Annotated in this window: 25 protein-coding genes; 14 read left to right on the forward strand and 11 right to left on the reverse strand. The window is 63.8% G+C overall.

Annotated features, from left to right (window positions below; translation table 11 throughout):
- Window positions 1–61: 61 nt before the first annotated feature.
- Both ACIOVF_RS02370 and ACIOVF_RS02375 read right to left on the reverse strand, forming a co-directional pair.
- Window positions 62–904, reverse strand: coding sequence for an SDR family NAD(P)-dependent oxidoreductase (locus tag ACIOVF_RS02370; protein ID WP_401287182.1), 843 nt, complete (start codon window positions 902–904; stop codon window positions 62–64).
- A 105-nt stretch (window positions 905–1009) separates the two neighbouring features.
- Entirely contained in the window at window positions 1010–3523 is a 2514-nt protein-coding gene (locus ACIOVF_RS02375; protein WP_052676469.1) for a hypothetical protein, read from the reverse strand.
- A 121-nt stretch (window positions 3524–3644) separates the two neighbouring features.
- On the opposite strand from ACIOVF_RS02375, the gene ACIOVF_RS02380 reads away from it, so the two are divergent.
- Entirely contained in the window at window positions 3645–4559 is a 915-nt protein-coding gene (locus ACIOVF_RS02380; RefSeq protein ID WP_045194232.1) for a LysR substrate-binding domain-containing protein, read from the forward strand.
- Here ACIOVF_RS02380 and ACIOVF_RS02385 read toward each other — a convergent pair.
- The 3 genes from ACIOVF_RS02385 to ACIOVF_RS02395 form a co-directional block, all read right to left on the reverse strand.
- A complete protein-coding gene (locus ACIOVF_RS02385; RefSeq protein WP_082075387.1) occupies window positions 4504–4839 on the reverse strand; it encodes a DUF2790 domain-containing protein in 336 nt (111 codons plus the stop codon). The two genes, ACIOVF_RS02380 and ACIOVF_RS02385, sit on opposite strands and share 56 nt — an antisense overlap.
- Window positions 4840–4914: 75 nt before the next feature.
- On the reverse strand, window positions 4915–5664 hold the full coding sequence (locus ACIOVF_RS02390; RefSeq protein WP_045194234.1) for an anti-sigma factor: 750 nt from the start codon (window positions 5662–5664) through the stop codon (window positions 4915–4917).
- Window positions 5661–6170: a sigma-70 family RNA polymerase sigma factor gene (locus tag ACIOVF_RS02395; protein WP_045194236.1), complete on the reverse strand. Its 510-nt coding sequence runs from the start codon at window positions 6168–6170 to the stop codon at window positions 5661–5663. The genes ACIOVF_RS02390 and ACIOVF_RS02395 overlap by 4 nt, the downstream gene beginning before the upstream one ends.
- A 131-nt stretch (window positions 6171–6301) precedes the next feature.
- On the opposite strand from ACIOVF_RS02395, the gene ACIOVF_RS02400 reads away from it, so the two are divergent.
- The 8 genes from ACIOVF_RS02400 (at window position 6302) to ACIOVF_RS02435 (ending at window position 15337) form a co-directional block, all read left to right on the forward strand.
- Window positions 6302–7348: a catalase family peroxidase gene (locus tag ACIOVF_RS02400; RefSeq protein WP_045194238.1), complete on the forward strand. Its 1047-nt coding sequence runs from the start codon at window positions 6302–6304 to the stop codon at window positions 7346–7348.
- Window positions 7345–7875 (forward strand): cytochrome b, encoded by a 531-nt coding sequence (locus ACIOVF_RS02405; RefSeq protein ID WP_045194240.1) that lies wholly within the window; start codon window positions 7345–7347, stop codon window positions 7873–7875. The genes ACIOVF_RS02400 and ACIOVF_RS02405 overlap by 4 nt, the downstream gene beginning before the upstream one ends.
- Before the next feature lie 132 nt (window positions 7876–8007).
- The gene (locus tag ACIOVF_RS02410) at window positions 8008–9261 is read left to right on the forward strand and encodes an OprD family porin (RefSeq protein ID WP_401287189.1); all 1254 of its coding nucleotides are present in this window, start codon (window positions 8008–8010) and stop codon (window positions 9259–9261) included.
- Window positions 9262–9349: 88 nt separating this feature from the next.
- The gene (locus tag ACIOVF_RS02415; protein WP_045194244.1) at window positions 9350–9880 is read left to right on the forward strand and encodes a sigma-70 family RNA polymerase sigma factor; all 531 of its coding nucleotides are present in this window, start codon (window positions 9350–9352) and stop codon (window positions 9878–9880) included.
- A complete protein-coding gene (locus ACIOVF_RS02420; RefSeq protein WP_401287193.1) occupies window positions 9877–10830 on the forward strand; it encodes a FecR domain-containing protein in 954 nt (317 codons plus the stop codon). The genes ACIOVF_RS02415 and ACIOVF_RS02420 overlap by 4 nt, the downstream gene beginning before the upstream one ends.
- Window positions 10831–10916: 86 nt before the next feature.
- Window positions 10917–13418, forward strand: coding sequence for a TonB-dependent siderophore receptor (locus ACIOVF_RS02425; protein WP_258594013.1), 2502 nt, complete (start codon window positions 10917–10919; stop codon window positions 13416–13418).
- Window positions 13419–13513: 95 nt separating this feature from the next.
- Window positions 13514–14719, forward strand: coding sequence for an MFS transporter (locus ACIOVF_RS02430; RefSeq protein WP_045194250.1), 1206 nt, complete (start codon window positions 13514–13516; stop codon window positions 14717–14719).
- Window positions 14720–14791: 72 nt separating this feature from the next.
- Window positions 14792–15337, forward strand: a complete 546-nt coding sequence (locus ACIOVF_RS02435; RefSeq protein WP_010226800.1) for a cupin domain-containing protein — start codon at window positions 14792–14794, stop codon at window positions 15335–15337.
- 122 nt (window positions 15338–15459) lie between these two features.
- Here ACIOVF_RS02435 and ACIOVF_RS02440 read toward each other — a convergent pair whose 3' ends face one another.
- A complete protein-coding gene (locus ACIOVF_RS02440; RefSeq protein ID WP_045194254.1) occupies window positions 15460–16950 on the reverse strand; it encodes a DASS family sodium-coupled anion symporter in 1491 nt (496 codons plus the stop codon).
- A 362-nt stretch (window positions 16951–17312) separates the two neighbouring features.
- Between ACIOVF_RS02440 and ACIOVF_RS02445 the strand changes: the two genes are divergently transcribed.
- Window positions 17313–17645: a hypothetical protein gene (locus ACIOVF_RS02445; protein ID WP_401287198.1), complete on the forward strand. Its 333-nt coding sequence runs from the start codon at window positions 17313–17315 to the stop codon at window positions 17643–17645.
- Between the two features lie 85 nt (window positions 17646–17730).
- Window positions 17731–18153, forward strand: coding sequence for a group II truncated hemoglobin (locus tag ACIOVF_RS02450; protein WP_045194258.1), 423 nt, complete (start codon window positions 17731–17733; stop codon window positions 18151–18153).
- Here the strand turns inward: ACIOVF_RS02450 and ACIOVF_RS02455 are convergent.
- The 3 genes from ACIOVF_RS02455 to ACIOVF_RS02465 all read right to left on the reverse strand — a co-directional run bounded on the left by ACIOVF_RS02455 (window position 18144) and on the right by ACIOVF_RS02465 (window position 19255).
- Window positions 18144–18446: a hypothetical protein gene (locus tag ACIOVF_RS02455; protein ID WP_045194260.1), complete on the reverse strand. Its 303-nt coding sequence runs from the start codon at window positions 18444–18446 to the stop codon at window positions 18144–18146. The genes ACIOVF_RS02450 and ACIOVF_RS02455 overlap by 10 nt on opposite strands.
- 138 nt (window positions 18447–18584) lie before the next feature.
- Window positions 18585–18770: a hypothetical protein gene (locus ACIOVF_RS02460; protein ID WP_045194262.1), complete on the reverse strand. Its 186-nt coding sequence runs from the start codon at window positions 18768–18770 to the stop codon at window positions 18585–18587.
- Window positions 18771–18934: 164 nt separating this feature from the next.
- Window positions 18935–19255, reverse strand: coding sequence for a YbjQ family protein (locus ACIOVF_RS02465; RefSeq protein ID WP_045194264.1), 321 nt, complete (start codon window positions 19253–19255; stop codon window positions 18935–18937).
- Window positions 19256–19432: 177 nt separating this feature from the next.
- Here ACIOVF_RS02465 and ACIOVF_RS02470 point away from each other — a divergent pair, with 177 nt between their 5' ends.
- Window positions 19433–20863 carry an MFS transporter gene (locus tag ACIOVF_RS02470; RefSeq protein ID WP_401287204.1) on the forward strand — a complete coding sequence of 477 codons (1431 nt, stop codon included), beginning with the start codon at window positions 19433–19435 and terminating at the stop codon, window positions 20861–20863.
- The gene (locus tag ACIOVF_RS02475) at window positions 20860–21504 is read left to right on the forward strand and encodes a metalloregulator ArsR/SmtB family transcription factor (protein WP_123566207.1); all 645 of its coding nucleotides are present in this window, start codon (window positions 20860–20862) and stop codon (window positions 21502–21504) included. The genes ACIOVF_RS02470 and ACIOVF_RS02475 overlap by 4 nt, the downstream gene beginning before the upstream one ends.
- 10 nt (window positions 21505–21514) lie before the next feature.
- On the opposite strand, the gene ACIOVF_RS02480 is transcribed toward ACIOVF_RS02475, so the two are convergent.
- Window positions 21515–22408, reverse strand: a complete 894-nt coding sequence (locus tag ACIOVF_RS02480) for an EamA family transporter (protein WP_401287208.1) — start codon at window positions 22406–22408, stop codon at window positions 21515–21517.
- Window positions 22409–22619: 211 nt separating this feature from the next.
- On the opposite strand from ACIOVF_RS02480, the gene ACIOVF_RS02485 reads away from it, so the two are divergent.
- Window positions 22620–24041: a purine-cytosine permease family protein gene (locus ACIOVF_RS02485; RefSeq protein ID WP_401287211.1), complete on the forward strand. Its 1422-nt coding sequence runs from the start codon at window positions 22620–22622 to the stop codon at window positions 24039–24041.
- Window positions 24042–24095: 54 nt separating this feature from the next.
- On the opposite strand, the gene ACIOVF_RS02490 is transcribed toward ACIOVF_RS02485, so the two are convergent.
- The gene (locus tag ACIOVF_RS02490; RefSeq protein ID WP_010227092.1) at window positions 24096–24311 is read right to left on the reverse strand and encodes a molybdopterin-binding protein; all 216 of its coding nucleotides are present in this window, start codon (window positions 24309–24311) and stop codon (window positions 24096–24098) included.
- Window positions 24312–24378 lie beyond the last annotated feature (67 nt).

Consider the following 24378-nt stretch of genomic DNA (forward strand, 5'->3'; position numbering starts at 1 on the left):
GGATGGATTAGACTCAAATGAGATTGATTCTAATTAATACCCTGATGCAAACCAAGCGCTATTACATGGCTTTTATCATCTGCCAGCGTTGCCGCACTTCGCGCACGGTACTGGCCGACACCCCGCGCAGCTCGCGCGGATAGTCCACCTGGGGGTTTTCCTCGAAGCGTGTGGCGCAGAACTGGCCGTTGCTGGCACGCAGGATGTAGCCGCTGTCCTGGCAGTCTGCCGAAGCCAGGTACAACACCCCCGGCACGACCCACTCGGGCTTGAGGTCTTCGGGCTCGCCCTGCTGGCCCCACATGCGCGTGCGCGCCACCGGCGAAATCGCGTTGACCGCAATCCCGTGCTCGGCGCCCTCGGCGGCCAGGGCGTTCATGATCCCCAGTTGCGCCATCTTGCCGGCGGCGTAGGCACCCAGGCCGGTTTGTGCATGGCGCAGGTACATGGCCCGGTCCGAGGTAGTGAGCACGATACGCCCGCTGCCAGACGCCTTGAGCGCCGGCCAGGCGTGCTTGCTCAACCACAGCGGCGCGTGGACGTTGATGGCCAGGGCGCGCTCGATGAATACGCTGCTGCAGTCTTCGATGTTCTGGTAACCGACCCAGCCGGCGTTATGGATCAGCGCATCGAGGCCGCCGAACGTGTCGAGCACCTTGCTGATCAACTGTCGGCACGCTTGCTCATCGCCAAGGTCGGCGCTGTGACCAATCACCTGGTGGCCTTCATTGCGCAACAGTTCGGCGGCGCCCTCGGCAATCGAAGCATCGTGGCCACAACCTTCGCGGTCGGTGCCAAGGTCGCTGATTACCACCTGCGCACCGGTTTGTGCCAGGGCGCGGGCATAGGCCAGGCCCAGGCCACGGGCGCCGCCGGTGATGAGTACGGTTCTGAATGGGGTCACAAGCAGTCTCCTGATGGCCGTTCAGCCTAGCCAGTGAGCGCTGCAAAGTTGAATACTATCGAACAGGGTCGCCGATATCCGTGGGATATCGGCGGCTCCCGGGCACTACTCGCTGCGGCGCGCCAGGCCGGAGACGATGGCAACCATCAGCAAGCTGATACCCCAGCCAACCAGAATTTCGAACCAGATCAGCAGGCGCACGAAATGCTTCCAGCCAAATGATGTGAACTCGTCCCAATACCCTTGCTTGGGTGTCGGCACCAGCGGCGCCCAGTCCGACTCCTGCTGCAGGTCGACCAGGGGCATCAGTACATCCAGGGAATAGGCCAGGGGGCTGAAGCCGGTGTATTCCTCACGCAGGGTTTGGCACAGGTACCAGTTGCCTTCACCACGGTAACTGGCTGGGAGTGGACTGCCTGGATTTAGCTTGCGCCAGGCATCTGCGCGATCAGGCCGACATTCAAGATAACTGTCGCTTTGGAACACTATCGGATTGCTGGGTGCGAACACCCCTTTTTGCAAAGCCGCATACCAGTAGATACCCCCGCAGAACAACCAAATGCAGACAAACCAGATCAACAGCTGCATGGGCCTGTAGCCAAAACCGGTCAGCTTTCCGTAAAGAAAATGCAAGCCTCTACCAAAGCCGGAATACAGGGTGCGGACCCAAGGATACCAGTGTGCCGCAGGTTGGCTGACATGGCCGATTTCTCGTAGTTTCTGTTCGTAGGCAATACCCATTTCCCGCGCTTGCTCGGTATGCCCCATTTCCCCCAGTACTTTCTGCAAATGCCGCCAGGGCTGCGGGCGAAAACTGCTCTCGGCATCCATCACATCCCCAACCCGCCGCAGGGTCGGAACTTGACGACTCAACCAATCAGCCCTGAACACAGGGCAAACAGGTGCTCGTGCAGAAAGGGCTTTATAGACCAGGCCGTTGAGCGCTATGTGTTCCCCCCAGCTATTCTCGTCATCATCCAACTCCCCTACTCTGGCCCCCACGAAAGAGGAACTGCAAAGCTTCCTGGCAATGTTACGCAGTGCCAGAGTGCCTTCTATCTGTGCGCCATCAAGGATCAGCGCTCGCCCTTGCTCTGCGCTCAGGCAAGCCCCCTCGCAATTGAAGTCGCCGGCAATTCTGGAACGGGAGAAGTTTACCGAGCGCCGTGCATCAAACCCTTTCCCCAGGTTGACTGTCCCGGTAATCACCGCACCGGAGGCAATGAGAGAATGCCCCTTGTCACCCTCGAGAACAGCGTCCCTGGCGATCAGGTCACCTTCAATTTGTGCGCTATTGAAGCGGACCAGACCTTTTGCCTTGAACCCGCTGGTGAGCAATGCATTTCCAGTCAATACAAGATTGCTGGCAGTCAGGGCAACGCCTCCATTGCCGTCAAATTCAGCCCCCCTGCAGTTGAATTGCCCGATGATATGCGCGGCAATAAACCGTACCTGTCCCACCATCACGCATCCATCGACCAGAAACACTCCTCCGCGGACGACTATTCCGTCCGCAGACAATGCAGTTCCGTGAGTAGACTTCAAGTGGCCCCTGCAGCTCAGTTGCCCTTCGATACGCGCGCAAACCAGACGGACTGCGCCGTTCGCGGTGAATCCCTCACCGATGGTGATATCGCCTTTGACCTGCAGGCCATCGGCGCCCAGCGCATACCCACCGCGACCGTCCAGCCTGGCCCCGGTGAGCTGGAACTGGCCTTCGATCCTGGCCCCGAGACAACGGATGGTCCCCTTTGCATGAGCAGCCTGTGTCAGAAACAGGCTACCGTTGATGTGCGCAGAGTCCAGGATCAATGCTTCATTGCCCTTGCCGTCAAACTTGGCATTGGAGCAATCCAAGGCACCTTGGGTTTTCATCGAAACGCATCTGACCGTTCCCTTAGAGCGAAACCCTTCGCTGAAGTACACATCCGCATTCACGGCAACCTGATCGAGGACCAGGGCAACCCCGCCCTTGCCATTGAATCGCCCCCCTCGACAGTTGATCTGCCCAGAGACACGCGCCCCTTCAAATGACACGCAGCCACGGCTTTTAAAACCGTCGTCCATTGATAGCGCGCCCCGTACATCCACCCGATCGGCCAGCAAGGCATCAGCGCCATTGCCATTCAGGTCGGCGCCGCTCAAGCAAAAGCCGCCACCGATCTGGGCATCTTCAAGATCGATTCTGTCACTGGAGCGAAACCCGCTCAGATCCAAGGCACCGCGTGTGATGAGTCGGTCTGCCCGCAGGCCCGGGCTTTGACAGTTGGCCAGTACCAGCGTCCCGCAAACCTGGGCGTCGGTGAAATCCGGGGCGTGCTCAAACAAGCAATCCTCCAAATTCAGTGGATACGCCAGCGTAGTTCCGCTCAGATCCAACTGCCCCTCGATGCACACGCCCTCAAGACGAACACCGCGTTCATGAGCCGGTGCAGCAGCATCCCCACCCAACAACAGGAATCTGAGTAGTTCTGCGCGTACGCACTGGCCATCTTCAGCACTGACAGGACGATGCTCGAGAATGCGGACAACCTCACCGTCGCGGCACGCTGCCAATAAAGATTCCTCCGCCGAGTTCAAATCGACGAAATCGCTCAGCGACCTCCCTGTAGCTTTCATCAACCCTCTCTCTGCACCGGCCAAAATAGACAGATGTTAGAGAAACCCTCGCATGCCATCAATATGACACTCTTGCGAGTGAGGCATAATCGCAAACTGCTCTGATTCAAGGACACGCTCCGTGATCGAAACCCGCCTGCTGCGCCAGTTCATCGCCGTGGCCGAGGAGTTGCACTTTCACCGCGCCGCCGAGCGCCTGCACATGGCCCAGCCGCCGCTGAGCCAGGCCATCGCCCGGCTTGAGCAGCGCCTGGGCTTTGCCCTGTTTACCCGACACTCCCGAGGCGTGGCGCTGACGGCCGCCGGCGCGAGCTTTGTGCATACCGCGCGGGCGACTCTGGCAACCCTGGAGCACGGCATCGTCCAGGCACGCCAGGTCGCCGAAGGCATCGCCGGCCAACTGCGTATCGGCAGCCTGGCGCTGGCGGGCTATCCGCTGCTGCTCAACGCGCTCAAGCAGTTTCGCAGCGACTGGCCCAAGGTACAGCTGGAGCTGCAGCAGGGGTCGTCGGCGCAGTTGGTCGAACAGTTGCTCGATGATCAACTGGATATTGCCGTGGTCCGCCAATTGCCACTGATGAGCGAACGCCTGAGCAGCCGTTTGTTGCTGGAAGAAGAAATCTTGCTGGCACTGCCGAGTGAGCATCCGCGCGCTGGCGAAGCGGCTGTCAGCCTGGCGGATTTTGCCGAGGAAGATTTTGTCTTCACCCCACAAGCCCTGGGCGCAGGCTATCACCAGCAACTGCTCGACCTGTGCCAAAGCGCGGGTTTTTACCCGCGCATCAGCCAGCAGGCGGCGCAGCTGCAAACGCTGATCAACCTGGTCGGTTGCGGCTTCGGCATCGCCCTGGTGCCGGCCGCAGCCGCCCAGGCCAATGCCCAGCCAGGGCTGCGCTTTTGCCGCTTGCGCGAGGCCAGCCCGCGCCTGGGGCTGTACCTGATGTGGCGCAGCGACGATCCCTCGCCGCTGCCGGGGCGCTTTATCGCGTTGACTGAAAACGCGGGCACTGACCTTCGAGCCGATAACGCAGGGTAACCAGCTGGCCACTGGAATCCTCGAAGGTCATCAGCATCGGCGCCGCTTCGCAGCCGCGGGCCATGGGCGTCTGTTCGATCAGACGGGCGACATCCACAGATTTGCCGTAGGTAAAGTCCTGGATAGTGGGGACGCTCTTGCCGGTTCTTGCTGCATAGGCCTGCACTGCCTGCTCATGGGCAACCAGACGCGCATCCTTTACCTCTGGTGCCGAAGCCTGCGCGCTTTGGCCGGCCAGCAGAACCACTGCGGCCATTACCAAACCTTGCATGCGCTTCATTGGCGGGTACCTCGAATGAAGTGAAATGACAACAGGAACAACGGTTTCGAGCTTACGCCGCTAATGGTATTCCAGCTACAAAGTGATACCGAGGGCCTGACGCAATTGCTCACCGCGGCTGTCAGACGCGGCGCTGACCAGGGCGTAGTTGTAGTCACCTCGCGACCAGTAGCGGGCCTGCAACTGGCCGTCGGTGCGCTCACCACTGGGCATGCGCACGTAGTGCTCACCCGGCGAGCGCAAGAACAGGCTGACCCGCTGACCCTGGGCGTCCTCGAACAGCAGCAGCGCCGCCGGCCCCTGCTCGTTGCTCAGCAGCCGCGCGCCCACCGGGGTGAAGCCGTAGGCCGAGAGGTCCGGCAGGTTGCCGACATGGGCAAAGTGCTGGCCCAGCCAGGCCTGCAGGCGCGCCGGGTCCTGGGCGCTGAGGTCGAGGGCCTTGGCGTCGGCGAACAACCGATGGGCCTGCACGGCATCAGCCATCGGCGGGTTACTGGCCAGCAGAATCGCCTCGCGCCCTTGCCAGCCGCCCAGGCCGCCGATGCCCAGGGTAACCAGCAGCACCGCAGCACTGGCCCAGCGCCGCTGGCGCCGACGGCGCAGCTCACGGCGTACGTTGGCCGGGTCCAGGCGCGGGTTGGGCGCCTGCCCGGCAAAGCCGGACAGCGCCGCGCGCAACTGGCGGGCATCGTTGCGCCAGGCTTCGACCCGCGCCGCCTGTTCGGGGTTGGCCGCCAGGTACAGCTCCACCGCCCGGCGCCGCTCGCTGTCCAGGCGCTCGTCAACATAGGCGTGTAATTCGTGATCAGACGGGATCAAGCTCATTTCAACCTCCGCAGCGCCGCGGGCGGGGTGTTGCCCTCGGCCAGTTCGCGCATGGCCGCACGGGCGCGCGACAAGCGTGACATCACCGTGCCAATCGGCACATCCAGGGCCAGCGCGGCCTCCTTGTAACTCAGGCCTTCGACGCTGACCAACAACAATAAGGCGCGCTGCTCGGTGGGCAACTGCGCAAACGCCGCCAGGCCCGACTGGGCAACAACGATGTCTTCGGTGTTGCTGCCCGCCTCCTCGCCACGGCCGAACCAGGCCAGCCAGCGCGCCTGGCGGCGTTCGCGGCGTTTGCCGTCGATAAACTGCCGGTACAGGATCGAGAACAACCAGGCGCGCAAGCTGCCCTCTTGCCGCTGTTGCCTGCGGCGGCTCAAGGCGCGCTCGACGGTGGCCTGGACCAGGTCATCGGCGCTGCTGGCCTCGCGCGTCAGCCACAGGGCGAAGCGGCGCAGGCGCTGAAGCATTTCGCGCAATTGTTCGTCGTCTAGTTCGTTCATTGCCGCAGTCTTGGCCTGTAGGCGATCAGTGTACGAGGCAGACGCTGGCGGTGAAGAATTATTCCCGGGCGTTGGAATAAATTTCTGCGACCGGCGTCGTACCGGCTCATTCACTGACCCGGATCACCGCCATGAGCACTCCGTTACACGGCCGCCCCCGCGCTCTGCGCCTGGCTGCCATTGGCCTCGGGCTGGCGGCCCTGGCCGCTGGCTTTGCCTACACCGCAGGCTGGATCGGCGCCGAACGCCTGAGCCCCAAGCGCTTTATCGACACCTTCGAAGACCAGGCCGGGCACTATCCCGGCTACCGTAAGAATCACGCCAAGGGCCTGTGCGTCAGCGGCTACTTCCAGAGCAGCGGCGCGGCGGCCAAGCTGTCCACCGCGCGGGCATTCAGCCAGGCCCGGGTGCCGGTGATCGGCCGCTTCGCCATCGGCGGCGCCAACCCCCACAGCGCCGATGCCAGCGTGCCGACCCGTAGCCTGGCGTTGCAACTGAGCAGCGACGATGGCCAACTGTGGCGAACCGGCATGAATACCCCGCCGGTGTTGGCGGTAGGCACGCCCGAAGCCTTCTACCAGCAGGTACTGGCCATAACCCCGGACCCGGCCACCGGCAAACCGGACCCAGCGCGCCTGCAGGCGTTTTTCGCCGCCCATCCGGAAAGCGCCGCCTTTCGCCAATGGGCCAAGGACTACCAAGCTTCGGACAGTTTCGCCAACTCAAGCTACAACAGCATCAATGCCTTTGCCCTGATCGACGCCGCTGGCAAGGCCCGCTACGTGCGTTGGAGCCTGCTGCCGCAAACGCCGTTCGCCGCATTGCCGGCCCAGGTCGATGATCGCGACTACCTGCAACACGACCTGCGCCAGCGCCTGGGCCAGGGCCCGCTGCGCTGGACCTTGCAACTGACCCTGGCCGAAGCCGGCGATGCCGTCGATGACCCCAGCCAGCCCTGGCCCGCGCAACGGCCCACGGTGAACGCCGGCACCCTGGTGATCGACCAGGTCGATGCCGCGGAGCAAGGCGCCTGTCGCGACCTGAACTTCGACCCGCTGATTCTGCCGAGCGGCATCCGGCCGTCCGCAGACCCGATCCTCGCAGCCCGCTCGGCGGCCTACTCGGAATCCTTCAACCGTCGCGCCCGTGAAGCCGCGCAGCTGGGAGCCCGCCCATGAAACCTGTTGCCTTCCACCCCCTGGCCCGCGCCGTGCACTGGCTGATGGCCGTGCTGATCCTGGCCATGCTGTTTGTGGGCGTGAGCATGGTCAGCGACCTGTCGCCGCGCCATACCTGGTTGATCAGCCTGCACAAGGCCATTGGCCTTGCGCTGTTGCTGCTGGTGATTGTGCGCATCGGCCTGCGCCTGAGCCTGCCGCACCCGCCGCTGCCCGCCGACGTGCCAGCACCGCAGCGCTGGGCGGCCAAGGCTTCGCACCTGTTGTTGTACGGGTTGATGCTGGCGATGCCGCTGCTGGGCTGGGGCATGCAGTCTGCCGGTGGCTACCCGCTGCCGTTGCAACTGCCGGCGCTGCTGCCCCACGACCTGCAGCTGTATGCCCTGCTGCGCCAGGCCCACGCTTGGCTGGCCTATGTGCTGTTTGCCACCGTGCTGGTGCACCTGGGCGCAGCGCTGGTGCACGGGCTGATCCGCCGTGATGGCGTGCTGCGCAGCATGTGGCCGGGGCCGCTACCCAAGGATTAATATATTAATTATTTTTCATTCCTGGCCATTTCCACCCTAAAGAGGTCTATTCAAAAATAAAGATAATATGTTAACAATATAGACAGAGACACCTGGCACCCGCCACACACAACAACAACAAAGGTAGCCCTAATGCTTCTGCCCCGTTCGCTGACGGTGAGTGCCGGCCTGTGCGCCGCATTCACCCCCTACCTGGCCCAGGCCGAGTTCATCAAGGACAGCAAGGCCAGCCTTGAGACGCGCAACTTCTATTTCAGCCGCGACTTTCGCCAGAGCGGTGCGCCGCAGAGCCAGGCGCGGGAGTGGGCCCAGGGTTTTATCCTGAAAATGGAGTCGGGTTTTACCGAAGGCACCGTAGGCTTCGGCCTCGATGCCCTGGGTGAGCTGGGGGTCAAGCTCGACTCCAGCCGCGACCGCCGTGGCACCGGCCTGCTGCCCTTTGGCGCCAGCCAGGAGCCGGTCGACGACTACAGCGAGCTGGGCCTGACCGCCAAGCTGCGCGTCAGCAAGACCACCCTCAAGCTCGGCACCCTGCAACCGATGCTGCCGGTGGCGGCGATCAACGACGTACGCCTGCTGCCCTCGACCTACAGCGGCGGCCTGCTGACCTCGCAAGACATCGACGGCCTGACCTTGAACCTCGGTCGCCTGGAAAAGCAGAACCTGCGCGACTCCTCGAGCAACGACGAGATGAGCTATGCCGGGGTCGAAAGCAACCACCTGGACCTGGCCGGCGGCACCTACGCGATCAACCCGCGCCTGGCCGTCAGTTACTACTACGCACAAATGCAGGACATCTACCGCCAGCACTACGCCGGACTGGTCCACGACCTGCCCCTGGCCGAAGGCATCAACCTGCGCAGCGACCTGCGCTACTTCGACACCCGCGAACAGGGTAGCCACGACCTGCGCGCAACCTCACGGGTCGATGGTGGCAAGATCAACAACCGCTTCTTCAACGGCATGCTGACCCTGGGCGTGGGCGCGCACAAGTTCGGCCTCGGTTACCAGAATCTTTCTGGCGACGGCGATTTTGCCTACCCGGGCCTGGACCCTTATTCGGTCAACCTGGTCACCGTCAACGTCTTCACCAAGGCCGAGACCGATGCCTGGCAAGCGCGCTACGACTACAACTTCGCCGCCCTCGGCCTGCCGGGCCTGAGCTTCATGACCCGCTACGTCAACGGCAGCCATATCGAGACCGCCAGTGTCAGCGGCGGCAAGGAATGGGAGCGCGATACCGACATTGCCTACGTGGTGCAAAGCGGGCCGCTGAAGAATGTCAGTGTGCGCCTGCGCAATGCCACCTTCCGCTCCAGTGGCGGCTTGACCACCGATATCGACGAAAACCGCCTGATCGTCGGCTATACCCTGGCCCTCTGGTAACCACGGGTGGCGGCAGTGTGAAAACAACCCTTTATTAGTTTTTTGGGAATGCTTATCATCTGCATCATTTTTTCGGGATGCAGCCAGGATGAGCGCACCGCCGTCACCGCCCAATGCCGAGCTCGGCCAGCTCTACCAGCACCATCACGTGTGGCTGCAACACTGGTTGCGCCGGCGCCTGAGCTGCCCGCAGCGCGCCGCCGACCTGATGCAGGACACCTTCGTGCGCATCCTCGCCTCGTCCGAGGCGCTGGAACTGGTGCGCCTGCTGCGTGAGCCGCGCAATTACCTGGTAACTGTGGCGCGGCGGGTGATGATCGATCATTTCCGCCGTCAGCAACTGGAACGCGCCTACCTCGAAGCCCTGGCCGCGCAGCCGGAAGCCGAGCAGATCTCCACCGAAGAGCAGGTGTTGATTCTGGAAACCCTGCGGGAAATCGACCAACTGCTGGCCGGCTGTGGCGCCAAGGCGCGCAAGGCGTTTCTGATGGCCAACTGGCTGGGCATGACCTACGTGGAAATCGCCGCTGCCTTGGGCGTGTCGCTGACCACGGTGAAAAAATACCTGATCAAGACCACCGAGCGCTGCCTGCTGCTCGCCTTCGATGCCCAGCCATGACTGACCGCGAACGCCAACGCCAGGCCCTCAAAGCCGCTGCCCGCTGGCATGTGCAACTGGCCGCCGGCGATGCCCCGGCCGAGCTGCAGCAGGCCTGGCAGGTGTGGCTGGCCGGCGCCGCCGAGCATCGCTGGGCCTGGGCACGGGTCGAGCAGTTGCAGGGGCGCCTGGCCAGTGTGCCGGGGGCGCTGGCCTTCGACACCTTGCAACGCAGCGAAGCCCAGGGCCTGCCCCGGCGCAGTGTGCTCAAAGGCCTGCTGCTGGCCAGCGGCCTTGGCCTTGGTGGCTGGGCCAGCTACCGCAGCCAGCCGGCGCAGCAGTGGCTGGCGGATGAGCACAGCGCCACCGGCGAAATCCGTCACCTGCGCCTCGCCGATGGCAGCCAATTGGTGCTCGACACCGCCAGCGCCGTGGACATCCGCTTCGACGATCAGCAACGCCTGATTCGCCTGCGCCACGGGCGGATTTTTCTTACTAGCGGCAAAGACGGCCGCCAGCGCCCGTTGCGGGTGGAAACCGCCGAGGGCCTGGTCGAAGCCCTGGGCACACGCTTCAGCGTTGATCAGCGCGAGGCCGCCAGCCGGGTCGAAGTGTTCGAGCATGCGGTGCGCATCAACCCGCGCCAGGCCCCGGCACGACGACTCGAGGCCGGCCAGCGCTGCCAGTTCGACAGCCATGCGGTGCAGGCCGCGCAGGCCGTCGCCAGCAGCGAAGCGGCCTGGACCGGTGGGCACCTGATCGTCGAGGACTGGCGCCTGGGCGAGTTGCTCGACGAACTCGGCCGCTACCGCCCTGGGCTGTTGTCCTACTCCAGCGAGCTTGAAGGGCTACGGGTTTCCGGGACGTTCTCGCTCACCGACAGCGATGCGGCGCTGTCGGCCCTGGCCACCTCGTTCAAGCTCAAGGTGCGTCGTTACAACCGCTTCTGGGTCAGTGTCGACCTGAGTTGAATTTTTTCAGCCAGGGGGGTGCCTGTTTTTTTTCGTTCGTCCGCCTCTGTAGGAAATAATCTCATTTGCGAACGAAGAGGATTTCCATGCAACCCCGCTTCCCCCGTGCCCCCCTTCCCCAGTTGATTGGCCGCCATCTGCTGGCTGCCGCCCTGGCCCTGCCCCTGCTGCCCATCACTGTTGCCCAGGCGGCAGAGAGCGACAGCGCCAGCAGCGGCCAGGTCTTTGCCATCGAAGCAGGTTCCCTGAGCCGGGTGCTGGGCAGCTTTGCCGCAGCCGCCGGGGTCAACCTGTCGTATGACGCGCAGTTGACTGCCAGCCTGCACAGCCCGGGCCTGCAGGGCCGCTTCGGGGTGCTCGAAGGCTTGAGCCGGATCCTCACCGGCAGCGGCCTGCAGGCTTACCGCCAGGCCGATGGCAGCTACTCGCTGCGCCCGCTGCCGGCCAGCAACGGTGCGCTGGAGCTGGGTGCAACCACCATTGGCGCCAGCACCTTGCAGGCGCCGATGGAAACCACCGATAGCTTCACCGCGCGCCAGGTCAGTTTCGCCAAGGGCGAGCATTCGCTGCGCGAAACGCCGCAATCGGTGACGGTCATCACCCGCAAGATGATGGATGAGCAGAACCTCACCACCCTCGAACAGGTGATGGAGAAAACCCCGGGGATCACCGTGCACGATTCGCCCATGGGCGGTAAATACTTCTACTCGCGCGGTTTCATGCTCGCCGGCCAGTACCAGTACGACGGTGTGCCGCTGGACCTGGGTGGCAACTATGTACAGGCCAACAGCTTCGCCAGCGACATGGCTTACTACGACCGCGTCGAAGTGCTGCGCGGCGCCGCTGGCATGCTCAAGGGCTCGGGCAGTTCCGCCGGCGGGGTCAACTTCATTCGCAAACGCGGGCAGGAAAAGGCCGCCACCAGTGTCAGCCTTTCAGCCGGCTCCTGGGACAACTACCGCGCCCAGCTCGACACCGGCGGCCCGCTGAACGAATCCGGCAGCCTGCGCGGCCGCCTGGTGGTCGCCGGCCAGGACCGCCAGTACTTCTACGACATGGGCAAGCGCGACGACCAGGTGGTCTACGGCGCCCTCGACTACGACTTCAACGACGCCACCACCCTGGGCATCGGCGCCGCCTACGAGAAGCTCAATGCCACCCCCTGCTGGCAGGGCCTGCCACGCTACAGCGATGGTTCGGACCTGAAACTGTCGCGTTCCACCTGCCTGGGCGCGACCTGGAACAGCTGGGAAAGCCAGCGGGTCAACCTGTTCGCCGACCTTACCCACCACTTCAACGACCAGTGGCTGCTGAAAGTCGCCGCCATGCACAGCCACAACACCCAGGACATGCAGTACGCCATGACCCTGGGCAGCGTGCCGGTCGGCAGCACTTCGGCCAACAGCCAGCTGTACTCCGGCGTGTTCGACTACGACCAGCACGACTACGGCATGGATGCCTACCTGGACGGCAAATTCACCGCCTGGGGCCTGGAGCACGAGCTGATCGTCGGCGCCAACGCCAGCCGGGCCAAGGGCAGCGACAGCTACGCGCTGATCAACATGACCCAGCTGATGGGCGTGACCATGAACCCCTTCGCCCCCGACCGCGACATTCCCAAGCCGCCAGACAGCCTGTACCAGACGGCCTCCTACCGTGGCGGCCCGCTGCCGGTGGAAAGCGACACCCGGCAGATCGGCACCTATGCAACCTTGCGCCTGAAACTGGCCGAACCCCTGACCCTGGTGCTTGGCAGCCGGGTCAGCTGGTACCGCAGCCAGCGCGACTCCTACACCCAGGCCTGGGACTACTGGCAGCACGACCGCAGCCAGGAAAACGGCCAGGTCACACCGTTCGCCGCACTGATCTACGATCTGGACGAGACCTGGTCGGTGTACGGCAGCTACGCCGACATCTTCCAGCCCCAAGGCACTTACACCGATGCCCAGGGCAGCCCGCTGCAGCCCAAGACCGGCGCCAACTACGAGCTGGGGATCAAGGGCGAATGGCTCGATGGCGGCCTGAACGCGGCGTTCAACCTGTTCCGCACCATCGAGGCGCACCGCGCCGAAGCCGATTACGACTCGGTGTGCGCCGGCTCCTCCGACGGTTACTGCTACAGCGACAAGGGCAAGGTCCGCGCCCAGGGCTTCGAAGCCGAGCTCAGCGGCGAGCTGGCCGAACGCCTGCAGGTGCTGGCCGGCTACACCTACACCGAGCTTGAGTACCTCAAGACCAACAGCACCAGCCAGGACGCCACCTTCACCGCCAGCTACGTGCCACGCCATTTGCTGCGGGTCTGGGCCGACTACCAACTGGACGGCCCGCTGCAACGCTGGAGCCTGGGCGGCGGGGTCAATGCGCAAAGCGACAACCACTACCAGGACCGCGCGGCGAAAACCGAACAGCCCGGCTATGCGATCTGGAACGCGCGCGTGGGTTACAAACTGGACGACAACTGGAGCATTGCCGTCAACGGCAACAATCTGTTCGACAAGCACTACTACTCCAGCGTCGGCGCCCTGGCCTGGGGCAACTTCTACGGTGAGCCGCGCAACTTCATGGTGACCCTGAAGGGCGATTTCTGAGGCCGGCAATTTGCGGTCGACGCCAACCGATGATAATCGTTATCATCTTTTGACGGTCGTCGACCGCTTTGCCCCTCACCTGCCCCGGATAGCCCATGACCACCGCAACGGACCCTGCCGTGCTCGACCATAGCGAGCGCTCCCCCTTTGACCTGCGCCCGCTGCTGGCGGCGAACATGGCCTGCACCATGGCGATGATGGCGTTCGTCTCGTTGATCGGCCCGATTGCCCGCACTCTCGGCCTGGCCACCTGGCAAGCCGGCGCGGCGGTAACGGTTGCCGGGGTGATCTGGATGCTCCTGGCCCGCCCCTGGGGCCGTGCCAGTGATCGCCTGGGGCGGCGCAAGGTGTTGCTGCTCGGCACCGCGGGTTTCACCGTCGCCTACTGGGCGTTGTGCCTGTTCATCGATACCGCCTTGCACCTGCTGCCCAGCGCCGCCCTGGCCTTTGCCGGGCTGGTGCTGGGCCGCGGCCTGATCGGCGCCTTTTACGCGGCGTTGCCGGTCGGTGGCGCGGCGCTGATCGCCGACAATATCGAACCCCGGCACCGCGCCCGGGCCATGGCTTCGCTGGGGGCGGCCAACGCTTTCGGCCTGGTCATCGGCCCGGCCCTGGCGGCGGTGCTGGCGCGCTTCAGCCTGAGCCTGCCGTTCTATGTAATGGCGGTGCTGCCGATGCTGGCGTTTGTGCTGCTGCTCAAGCTCAAGCGCCAGGAACTGCACCTCAAACAGCCGCCACGCCCGGTGCGCCTGGCCGACCCGCGCCTGCGCCGGCCACTGCTGGTGGCCTTCGTGGCGATGCTCAGCGTGTCGGTGGCGCAGATCACCGTCGGTTTCTTCGCCCTCGACCGCCTGGGCATGGCCCCGGCCGATGCTGCGCAAACCGCTGGCGTCGCCCTGACCATGGTCGGCGTGGCGTTGATTCTGGCGCAGATCCTGGTGCGCAAGCTCGAATGGCCACCGCTGCGGATGATCCGCGTCGGCGCCAGCATCGCCGCCGCAGGCTTTGCCGCCAGCGCCCTGGCCACCAGCGCCGTGGGCCTGTGGGCGTGCTTCTTTTTCTCGGCCTGCGGCATGGGCTGGGTGTTCCCGGCGTTTTCGGCGCTGGCGGCCAACGCCATGGACGCCTCCGAGCAAGGCGCCACGGCCGGTTCCATCGGCGCCGTGCAGGGCCTGGGAGTGGTCATCGGGCCGCTGGCCGGGACCCTGATCTACGCCGTCGATCCGCGCCTGCCGTACCTGATTGTCGCGGCGCTGCTGTTGTTGGTCGGGCTGTGGCCGCAGCCGAAAAAGCCCGCCTAACAGGTGGGCCGCTAAAGCCGGTTCGAATGTGTTTTAATGCCTCGCCCAAAATTTTTGACACATAAGGCGGCTATGGACACGGGGACACGACTCAAACTGGTGCGTGAACGCAACAAACTCTCCCAACGGGAGCTGGCTCGGCGCAGTGGCCTGACCAACTCGACGATCTCGCAGATCGAGCAGAATCGCGTCAGCCCTTCGGTCAGTTCCCTGAAAAAGCTGCTTGAAGGCATTCCGATGTCGTTGGCGGAGTTCTTCAGTTTTGACGAGCCGATCCGCGAAGAACGCTTTGTGTTCCGCTCGACCGAACAGCCCGACCTGGGCAACAGCGGCCTGCGCATGCTGCTGGTCGGGGCCAGTGTCGAAGGCCGGCAAATGCGCATGTTGCGCGAGCTGTACGCGCCGGGCGCCGACTCCGGCGAGCCGATCGTGCACGCCGAGGGCGAAGAGTGCGGCCTGGTGACCCGTGGCACCATCGAATTGCGGGTCGATGGCCAGGTCAGCATCCTCAACTCCGGTGACGGCTACTACTTCCCCACCACCCTGCCCCACAGCTTCAAGAATATCGGCCAGGATGAGGCCGAGATCATCAGCGCCAACACCCCGGCGAATTTCTAGATTCGGGGGCTGCTGCCAACCCATCGCCGGCAAGCCGGCTCCCACAGTAGATTTGTGTACACCGGAACTGTGGGAGCTGGCTTGCCAGCGATCGAGCGCGAAGCGGTCGCAATCTTGGCCCTTTACATCCAGCCCAGCCACTGCCACCAGGTCGCGGCAAACACCAGCATCAGCCCATAGCCGATCAAGGTCACCAGGATCCCCACCCGGGCGAACTGTTTGGCGGTGAAGGTCTCGGTGCCCAGGCAGACCATGTTCTGCGGCGCGTTGATCGGCAAGATAAAGCCGTAGCTGACCACAAAGCCCAGGGCCATGGTCATGCCCAGGCGGCTGAAGTCCCCCGGCAAGGTCTGCAACACCGCAATCAAAATCGGCAGCAGCGCCGAGGTCAGGGCGGTGGCGCTGGCAAAGCCCAGGTGAATCAGAATCAAAAAGGCCGCAAGGATCGAGAACACCCCCAGGGTACCCAATTGATCCAGCCCGGTATGGGCCACCACTTGCGCGCCCAGCCATTGCCCGGCCTGGGTGGTAAGCAAGGTAGTACCCAGGCTGATGCCTACCCCGAAGACAATCACCGTGCCCCAGGGAATGCGCGCCTGCACATCTTTCCAGGTCATCACCCCTACCCGTGGCAGCAGCAGGATCACCAGCCCGGCATAGGTGGTCGAAGTGGTGTCAAAGTGATGCAGCTTGCCCTCGGTGGCCCAGGCCAGCAGCAGCAATAGCGACACGCCCAACAGACGTTTCTGCGCGCCGGTCATCGGTCCGAGCTCGGCCAGGGTCTTGCTTACTGCCGCCTTGCCACCCGGAATCGCATCGCTTTCGGGCGGCAGCATTTTCAGCACCAGGACGATCAGCACCACCGACATGATCACTGCCCACGGCGCGCCAGCGATCAGCCAGTCGATCCACGACACCCGCGCACCGAGCATCTTGTCCATGAAGCCGACGGTCAGCAGGTTCTGCGCCGCGGCAGTCTGGATGCCGATATTCCAGATGCTGGTGCCCTGGGCGACGATGATCATGATCCCGGCAGCGATGTTCGAGCGTTTGTCGACACCAAAGGCAGCGATCACCCCCATCATGATCGGCACCACGCAGGCACTGCGCGCAGTGGCGCTGGGCACCACCAGGCTGAGCAGCACGGTGACGGCCACCGCCCCCAGAAGGATGCGCCGGGTGCTGACGCCGATGCTCGACAAGGTCACCAGGGCGATACGCCGGTCCAGCCCGGTGTGGGTCATGGCCGCGGCGATGAACAAGGCACCGACTACCAGGGCCAGGGCACTGTTGGAAAAACCGGTCAGGGCCAGGGTGATGGCGGCCGAGGAGCCGTAGATCACCGAAGGGTCGGCCACCGTCGGCGCCGTGCCGAGCAAAAAGGCCATCAGCGAGGTAATCATGATCGCGCTGGCTTCGTACGACACCGCTTCGCTGATCCACACCACCACGGCAAAAGCCAGAATCGCCAGCACCCGGTGGCCGGCCACTGGCAAGTCGGCGGGCATCGGCAGCAACAGCACCCCGACCAGTGCTGCGATACCGACCAGCAGGCCAATCGGCACGCGGGCTCTGGCGGTTTGTGAGACAGGCACATTGGCCGGCGAATTCATCGGTAACTCCCTTTAGAACATGTGCGGCCATGATCGCGCAGATCGCTTTTGCGCAGACTGATACGCATCAATGCCCCGAATTCGAGGCATTGTCCGACAAGATGTAGTGCCTTGAAAAAAACACTACAAAACCTGTTGACGCCGTTCGTCGCCCCTTGCATGATGAGGTCGTCTCCCCGATCGGGGGTACTGGCAAGGGTGTTCCAGGCAGCTCGACAGATCCATGAGCTGTGTGCGGATGGGTACTGCCCAAAAGGCAGCGTGTAGAAGCCCCCAGTTGTGACGCTGCTGTAGCAGCTTTCATTTAACGCTACATGTTATGCGCCAAGTGCGAACAAACAACGAATGATCAAGGGGGCTTTATGATGAATCTGAACAATCAACCGACTGTTGAAGAACTGGCCCGGCTGTTCGCCGCGCGCAAGGACACTCTCGACAGCCACATCCTCTGGGTTTGCAAAACCGGTGAAGTTCACCTGGACAGCCTGGAAACCATGAGCGACGAAGCCGAGTTCGAAGAACGCAAGCCGAACATGCGTGCCCGCCTGAAGATGTACCGTCGCGGCCAGGGCTACGTTGGCAAAAAGGCCGCCGCCGACACTCAATATGTCGGTCGGGTTCTGCAGACCCTGCAACGCGAGTGGGCTGCGCTGCAGAACAAGCCTGGCGTCGCGGTGATCGACCGTCTCTGCTAAGGGTCGCTGGGGTGCGGCACTGCCCCAGCCACGCTTGAGCCCAATCCACGCGGAGAATGTCCCTCTTTGCGCCAAGAACCCGCTTATGACCCACCCCACTTTCGGAACCGACGATGCATCCTACCAGGCCGCCGGAGGCATCGACGGCCTGCGCCGCCTGGTCGATGACTTCTACCGCTTGATGGATGAAAACCCCGAGGCACGGACCGTGCGCCAGATGCACCCGCAAAGCCTGGAAGCTTCGCGCGACAAGCTGGCGTGTTTTCTCAGTGGCTGGCTCGGCGGCCCGCGGCTGTTCAGTGAGCGCTATGGCCCGATCGCCATCCCGGCCTTCCATGCCCAATGGCCGATCAATGAAAGCCACAGCGCTATCTGGTTGGGCTGTATGCAACAGGCGATTACCCTACAGGGGTATTCTGCAGAATTTGCCGAGTACCTGTTGCGCCAACTGCGCGTGCCGGCCGAACGCATCGTCCAGGCCAGCCGCGCCCGTCACCCTCAGGCCTGACGGCGCAGCGGCGCCTTCTCCAGCGGCAAGGCACCGGTGGCCAGCGCCCTGGCGCGGTCAACGCCCCAGACCATGGCGCGGGTCATGGTCTCGCCGGGGCGATTGTCGTGGTACTCCTCGACCAGCGCCTTGCCCTGGCGTGTATAGATGCCGAGGAACAACTGAGTGGCGCCGGTGCGCGACAGCCTCACCTGAACGTCGATACTGGTGCCGTCGCTGAGCTGTTCGTCATGGCTGCGGCTGTGCAGTTGTGCGTCAGCCCAGTTCCAGTAGGTCTCTTCCCTGATACGCATCGAATGGCTCCTGTATTGATGGCGGCATTAGTAAGGCACACAACCCGGCATCAGGCGAGCGCCAGCCGCGCAACCTTTGCGCAAGGTCAAACAATGCAAAAAAAACCCCGCCGTTGGGCGGGGTGGTGGTCGATTCGTTTACTTCTTCGCTGGCAAGCGCGGGGTGAACTTGCCCTTCTTGCTGCGCTGTAGCGCGTTCAGGCGCACCTGCGCATCATCCAGCGTCATGTTGGCAAAGCCCAGGCGATAACCACTCTGGCCACAGCGCACCACACTGTTGATGGGAAATTCGTCGCCCTGGTCCTCAATGTAGGATTCAATCATGCCCCAGTCTCCCTCCGATGGCGGACCAGTACCGGCAAGCAGATGATTGCCCAGAAAAGTACTGACCCTAGTGACTCTGAGACTAGCCGGTCATTTGTGGACCGCACGGGCAAGAACAAAAAAGCCCGACCAATGGCCGGGCTGTTTTGTCGCACCCCTGGCGTTTACCTGAGCTTCACCGCGGTACCGGTCACGAACACCACGACCATGCCGCCACGGGCCGAGGGCATGCTGATTTCATAGTCCAGGCCGACCACCGCATCGGCCTGCAGGCTGCGCGCGCGGGCGCGGATTTCGTCGGTGGCCTGGATGCGCGCTTCTTTCAACGCACTTTCCAGGGTTTGCGAACGGCCACCGAAAAAGTCGCGGAAACTGGCGAACATATCGCGAACCACGTTGATACCCTGAACCGACTCGGCGCTGACCACATCCAGATAGGCGGAAATTTCCCGGCCTTCGATGGTCCCTGTGGTGGTAATGATCATGCTGCTCTCCTTCGGCCTTGCCTGTCAGCCGCCCGCAGTTGAGCGGGCGGAAAAAGCGCGATGGTAACAAAACCGCCGGCTGCTGCGTGGCCATTTATACAAGCAATAGGTTGTGTAATACATGCCAGCCACCTAGACTCCCCTTCCATTGCCGCCTTACTTGCGAAGGAGTCGCCGATGAACACCGCCCACCCTCAGCCCGCGTCATGGGCCGAACTGCTCCACGGGCGCAATGCCCTGCGCTCGATCGCCCTGGCCGGCGGCGTCGCCCTGCATGCAATCAACGTCTATATCGTCACCACCATCCTGCCCACAGTGATCGCGGATATCGGCGGCCTGGCCTTTTATGCCTGGAGCACCACGCTGTTTGTCGCCACCTCGATCATCGGCTCGACCCTCTCGGCGCAATTGATCGAGCGCCTGGGCGCGCGGGCGGCCTTTCTCCTGGCCCTGGCGGTGTTCAGCCTGGGCTCGGTGATCTGCGCCGCCGCGCCGAGCATGCCGGTGCTGCTGATCGGTCGCAGCGTCCAGGGCCTGGGCGGCGGTATCCTGTTCGCCCTGAGCTATGCCCTGATCCGCTTGATCTTCGATGAGCGCCTGTGGCCCCGGGCCATGGCCATGGTCTCGGGCATGTGGGGCGTGGCCACCCTGTGCGGGCCGGCGGTTGGCGGTATCTTTGCCCAGGGCGGCCACTGGCGCTGGGCGTTCTGGTCACTGTTGCCGGTGGCGGCGCTGCTGGCGCTGATCGTCATCAACCAGTTGCACGGCAAGGTGGCTGCCAGCACCCGGGCCACTCGCCCACCCTATGGCCTGATTGCTTGCCTGGTCGCCTCGGTGCTGGCGATTTCTGCCGCCAGCCTGGCCCAGCAACTGCTGTGGAACCTGCTCGGGATTGGCGCGGGCCTGGCCATCGCAGTGCTCATCGCCCGCCTCGACCACCAGCCCGAGCGCCGCTTGCTGCCTTCTGGCGCTTACTCCCTGGGCACCCCTCTGGGCAAGTTGTATGCGGTGATGTGCCTGTTGATTGCGGCAGTGACCACGGAAATTTTCGTCCCCTACTTCCTCCAGGCCATTCACGGCCTCAGCCCGCTGGCCGCCGGCTACATGACCGCGGCCATGGCGGCGGGCTGGACCCTGGCCGCGCTGTGCAGCGCCAGCCGCACCGGTGAGGCCGCCGAGCGCATGATCCGCGTCGGCCCGGGCATTGTCCTTGCGGCCCTGCTGGGGCTGGCGTTGATGACCGGCCAGCAGGCCTGGCTGGGCAGCACTGGCGGCCTGGCCGTGTATTGCCTGGCGCTGGCCGGCGTGGGCCTGGGAATCGGCCTTGGCTGGCCGCACCTGCTGACCAAGGTGCTCAGCGCCGCGCCACCCGGTGAAGAAAACCTGACCTCGGCATCGATCACCACCGTGCAGCTCTACGCCACGGCGCTGGCGGCAGCCCTGGCCGGGGTGGTCAGCAACAGTGCCGGGCTGGTCGAGCCGGGCGGCGTCGCTGGCGCGCAACAGGCCGCGACCTGGCTGTTCGCGGTGTTTGCCATCGCGCCACTGCTGACCTGGCTGTTGGTCTGGCGCCTGACTGGCACTGCACCCAAGGTCATGGCCCGATGAGCCTCAGCAACCTCGATAGCACCTCAAGCGCCGAGCGCATTCTGTTCTTGCTCAAGACCCGCGGCGCGTTGAAAACCACCGACCTGGCCAGCCTGCTGCAGATCAGCTTCGAGGCCACGCGCCAGCACCTGCAGAAGCTGCAGGCCGCCGGGCAAATCAATGGCATCAGTGTCCCGAGCACTGGCGCCGGGCGGCCTTCGCAAAAGTGGATGTTGACCGACGCCGCCCAGCGGCGCTTTCCCGACACCCACAGTGTGCTGACCCTGCAACTGATCGACAGCGTCGAACAGGTGTTCGGCGCCGAGGGGGTCGACCAGCTCATCAGCCGCATGGAAGCCAGCAGCCGCGCCGAATACCAGCAGGCCTGCAACCAGGCCCAGGGGCTGGAAGACAAAGTGCGGGTGCTGGTGCAACTGCGTGAGCGGGCCGGCTACATGGCCCAGATGCAGGCCTGCGGCGACGGCTGGCTGATCATCGAAAACCACTGCCCGATCTGCGTGGCCGCCAGCCGCTGCCAGGGGTTTTGCCGCTCGGAGCTGCAGGTGTTCCAGGCCGCGCTCGGTGAGCAGGCGCAGGTGGAGCGCTGCGAACACCTGCTGAGCGGTGATCGGCGTTGTGTCTACCGGGTTATGCCGGCGTAATCACCCATTGCTAGGCCATCCGCGCCAGCAACAACTGGCGCAGACGCGGGCCGAAGACGTTGATCAACAGCCCGGCCATCACCAGCAGCGCGCCCCAGCCTTGCAGCGGGGTCAGGCGCTCGTCCAGCAGCAAGGCCGAAGAGCTCAGGCCCACCACCGGCACCAGCAACGAAAACGGCGCCACCTTGCCGGCCGGGTAGCGCGACAGCAGATGGCTCCACAGGCTGTAGCCGAGCATGGTGGCGATAAACGCCAGATAGGCCAGCGCCAGCACCGAGCTCCAGCCGATGCCGCGCAGCGAGCTTTCGATCCGCTCGGGGCCTTCCAGCCACCACGACAGCGCCAGAAACGGCAGCGGCGGTACCAACCCGCCCCAGATCACCAGGGCCACCAGGTCCACCAGGTCGATATTGCCGAAACGCCGGGTGATGATATTGCCCATGGCCCACATCGCGGCGGCGCACAGGGTCAGCAGCAAGGCGAAAAACGGCACGCTGGCGCCGTTTTCGCTGCCGATCAGGGCCAGGCCGCCGGCGGCCACCAGCAGGCCCAGTACGCTGGCCGCGCGCAGCCGCTCGCCGAGGAAGATCGCGGCAAAAAACAGGGTGAAGAACGCCTGGGATTGCAGCACCAGCGACGCCAGCCCCGGCGGCATGCCATTGCCCATGGCCTCGAAGAGAAAGGCGAACTGGCCCAGGGAGATGGTCGCGCCGTAGGCAATCAGCCAGCGCCAGGGCAACTGCGGGCGCTTGACCAGCAGCACCGCCGGAAACGCCACCAGGGCAAAGCGCAAGGCGCCCAGCAACATCGGCGGCAAGCCATCGAGGCCGACCTTGATCACCACGAAATTGACGCCCCAGGCGACAATCACCACCAGCGCCAACAGCAAATCCTTTAACGGCATGCTTCCCTCAACGGCTTTGTAATATTTCGCAACAGCATAACCTTATGCACGAAATCATCGCAGCATCCATCGCGACGGATGGACGCCGCAAAGCCGACACCTCCACTTGACTGTATTTGTATAGACATGCTCATATCTGTTTCAGTCGCCCGCCTGCGTTCGGCTGGCGACCCGACCGCGACAACACAACAATAGGCGGAGATCCCGAGCAATGACCCAGGCCAATGCCTCGCGCAGCAAGCCCCTGATCGAGCGGCGCTCGATCGACTACATCCCGGAAAACGAACGACACGGACGCCTCTACAGCCAGTTCACCCTGTGGCTGGGTGCCAACCTGCAAATCACCGCAATCGTCACCGGGGCCCTGGCCGTGGTGCTCGGTGGCGATGTGTTCTGGTCGCTGATCGGCCTGCTGCTCGGGCAACTGGTCGGCGGCGCGGTCATGGCCCTGCACGCCGCCCAAGGGCCGAAACTCGGCCTGCCGCAGATGATCTCCAGCCGCGTGCAGTTCGGGGTGTACGGCGCGGCCATCCCGATTGCCCTGGTGTGCCTGATGTACCTGGGCTTCACCGCCACCGGCACGGTGCTCTCGGGCCAGGCCATCGGCCAGTTGCTGAGCGTCAGCGACAGCGCCGGCATTCTGATTTTCGCCGGGGTCATCGTCCTTGCCACGGTGTTCGGCTACCGCATGATCCACTGGATCGGCCGGGTGGCCAGCGTGCTGGGAATCATCGCCTTCGTCTACCTGTTCAGCCGCATCATGGTCATCAGCGACATCGGCCAGTTACTGGAGAACCGCCACTTCAGCTGGGCCTCGTTCCTGCTCGCGGTGTCGCTGTCGGCGTCCTGGCAGATCTCGTTCGGCCCTTATGTCGCGGATTATTCGCGCTACCTGCCGAGCAACACCTCATCGTTCAAGACTTTCCTCGCCGCAGGCCTGGGCTCGGTGGTCGGCGCCCAGGCGTCGATGGTCCTCGGGGTGTTTGCCGCGGCGATTGCCAACGGCCAGTTCTCCGGCCGTGAAGTGGCCTACATCGTCGGCCTGGGCGGTACCGGCGCCACCGCCGCGCTGCTGTACTTCAGCATCGCCTTCGGTAAGGTGACCATCTCGACCCTCAACTCCTACGGCAGCTTCATGTGCATCGCCACCATCATCAGTGGCTTTCGCGGGCACATCGAAGTCACCCGCCGTCAGCGGCTGTTCTTCGTCCTCGCCATCGTTGGCGCTTCGACGTTGATCGCCCTGCTCGGCCAGCATTCGTTCCTGGCCGCGTTCAAGTCGTTCATCCTGTTCCTGCTGACCTTCTTCGTGCCCTGGAGCGCGGTCAACCTGGTGGACTACTACTTCATCACCAAGGAGCGCTACGACGTGCCGGCGCTGGCTGACCCCCACGGCCGCTACGGGCGCTGGAACCTGCCTGGCATCATCGTCTATACCATCGGCGTGCTGGTGCAGATGCCGTTCATTTCCACCAAGCTCTACACCGGCCCGATGGTTGCCCACCTGGGCGGCGTCGACCTGTCGTGGATCATCGGCCTGATCGTACCGAGTGTGCTGTATTACCTGGTCGCACGGCGCAAGGCTGCCGATGCCCCGGCGCAGATGATCCTGCCGCAAACCAGCCAGTCCTGAAACAAAAAGGCCGAGCCCCGTCACCGGGGCTCGGCCTGTTTTTGTTCCTGCCCTTCATAGCTTGGCGATCGACACCTCGGTGGATTTGACGAAGGCAATCACTTCGCTGCCGACCCGCAGCTCCAGCTCGTGCACCGAGCGAGTGGTGATCACCGAGGTGACGATGCCGGCGGAGGTCTGTACGTCGATTTCCGATACCACCGGGCCTTCGATGATCTCCTTGACCGTGCCTTTGAACTGATTGCGTACGTTGATCGCCTTGATGGTCATGTGCTGCTTCCTCGTCCTGGGGTGCACTGCCGCGCAGTGCTTGAGGTGCAGATTGCGCTCGAGCGAA

The sequence above is a fragment of the Pseudomonas sp. NPDC087612 genome (assembly GCF_044743505.1).
GTDB lineage: Bacteria > Pseudomonadota > Gammaproteobacteria > Pseudomonadales > Pseudomonadaceae > Aquipseudomonas.

What these genes read in the sequence shown, in the direction of transcription:
- ACIOVF_RS02375 (WP_052676469.1), bottom strand. Translation starts at nt 3,523, where the DNA reads ATGAAAGCTACAGGGAGGTCGCTGAGCGATTTCGTCGATTTGAACTCG.
- ACIOVF_RS02385 (WP_082075387.1), bottom strand. Translation starts at nt 4,839, where the DNA reads ATGAAGCGCATGCAAGGTTTGGTAATGGCCGCAGTGGTTCTGCTGGCC.
- ACIOVF_RS02390 (WP_045194234.1), bottom strand. Translation starts at nt 5,664, where the DNA reads ATGAGCTTGATCCCGTCTGATCACGAATTACACGCCTATGTTGACGAG.
- ACIOVF_RS02395 (WP_045194236.1), bottom strand. Translation starts at nt 6,170, where the DNA reads ATGAACGAACTAGACGACGAACAATTGCGCGAAATGCTTCAGCGCCTG.
- ACIOVF_RS02400 (WP_045194238.1), top strand. Translation starts at nt 6,302, where the DNA reads ATGAGCACTCCGTTACACGGCCGCCCCCGCGCTCTGCGCCTGGCTGCC.
- ACIOVF_RS02405 (WP_045194240.1), top strand. Translation starts at nt 7,345, where the DNA reads ATGAAACCTGTTGCCTTCCACCCCCTGGCCCGCGCCGTGCACTGGCTG.
- ACIOVF_RS02410 (WP_401287189.1), top strand. Translation starts at nt 8,008, where the DNA reads ATGCTTCTGCCCCGTTCGCTGACGGTGAGTGCCGGCCTGTGCGCCGCA.
- ACIOVF_RS02415 (WP_045194244.1), top strand. Translation starts at nt 9,350, where the DNA reads ATGAGCGCACCGCCGTCACCGCCCAATGCCGAGCTCGGCCAGCTCTAC.
- ACIOVF_RS02420 (WP_401287193.1), top strand. Translation starts at nt 9,877, where the DNA reads ATGACTGACCGCGAACGCCAACGCCAGGCCCTCAAAGCCGCTGCCCGC.
- ACIOVF_RS02425 (WP_258594013.1), top strand. Translation starts at nt 10,917, where the DNA reads ATGCAACCCCGCTTCCCCCGTGCCCCCCTTCCCCAGTTGATTGGCCGC.
- ACIOVF_RS02430 (WP_045194250.1), top strand. Translation starts at nt 13,514, where the DNA reads ATGACCACCGCAACGGACCCTGCCGTGCTCGACCATAGCGAGCGCTCC.
- ACIOVF_RS02435 (WP_010226800.1), top strand. Translation starts at nt 14,792, where the DNA reads ATGGACACGGGGACACGACTCAAACTGGTGCGTGAACGCAACAAACTC.
- ACIOVF_RS02440 (WP_045194254.1), bottom strand. Translation starts at nt 16,950, where the DNA reads ATGAATTCGCCGGCCAATGTGCCTGTCTCACAAACCGCCAGAGCCCGC.
- ACIOVF_RS02445 (WP_401287198.1), top strand. Translation starts at nt 17,313, where the DNA reads ATGATGAATCTGAACAATCAACCGACTGTTGAAGAACTGGCCCGGCTG.
- ACIOVF_RS02450 (WP_045194258.1), top strand. Translation starts at nt 17,731, where the DNA reads ATGACCCACCCCACTTTCGGAACCGACGATGCATCCTACCAGGCCGCC.
- ACIOVF_RS02455 (WP_045194260.1), bottom strand. Translation starts at nt 18,446, where the DNA reads ATGCGTATCAGGGAAGAGACCTACTGGAACTGGGCTGACGCACAACTG.
- ACIOVF_RS02460 (WP_045194262.1), bottom strand. Translation starts at nt 18,770, where the DNA reads ATGATTGAATCCTACATTGAGGACCAGGGCGACGAATTTCCCATCAAC.
- ACIOVF_RS02465 (WP_045194264.1), bottom strand. Translation starts at nt 19,255, where the DNA reads ATGATCATTACCACCACAGGGACCATCGAAGGCCGGGAAATTTCCGCC.
- ACIOVF_RS02470 (WP_401287204.1), top strand. Translation starts at nt 19,433, where the DNA reads ATGAACACCGCCCACCCTCAGCCCGCGTCATGGGCCGAACTGCTCCAC.
- ACIOVF_RS02475 (WP_123566207.1), top strand. Translation starts at nt 20,860, where the DNA reads ATGAGCCTCAGCAACCTCGATAGCACCTCAAGCGCCGAGCGCATTCTG.
- ACIOVF_RS02480 (WP_401287208.1), bottom strand. Translation starts at nt 22,408, where the DNA reads ATGCCGTTAAAGGATTTGCTGTTGGCGCTGGTGGTGATTGTCGCCTGG.
- ACIOVF_RS02485 (WP_401287211.1), top strand. Translation starts at nt 22,620, where the DNA reads ATGACCCAGGCCAATGCCTCGCGCAGCAAGCCCCTGATCGAGCGGCGC.
- ACIOVF_RS02490 (WP_010227092.1), bottom strand. Translation starts at nt 24,311, where the DNA reads ATGACCATCAAGGCGATCAACGTACGCAATCAGTTCAAAGGCACGGTC.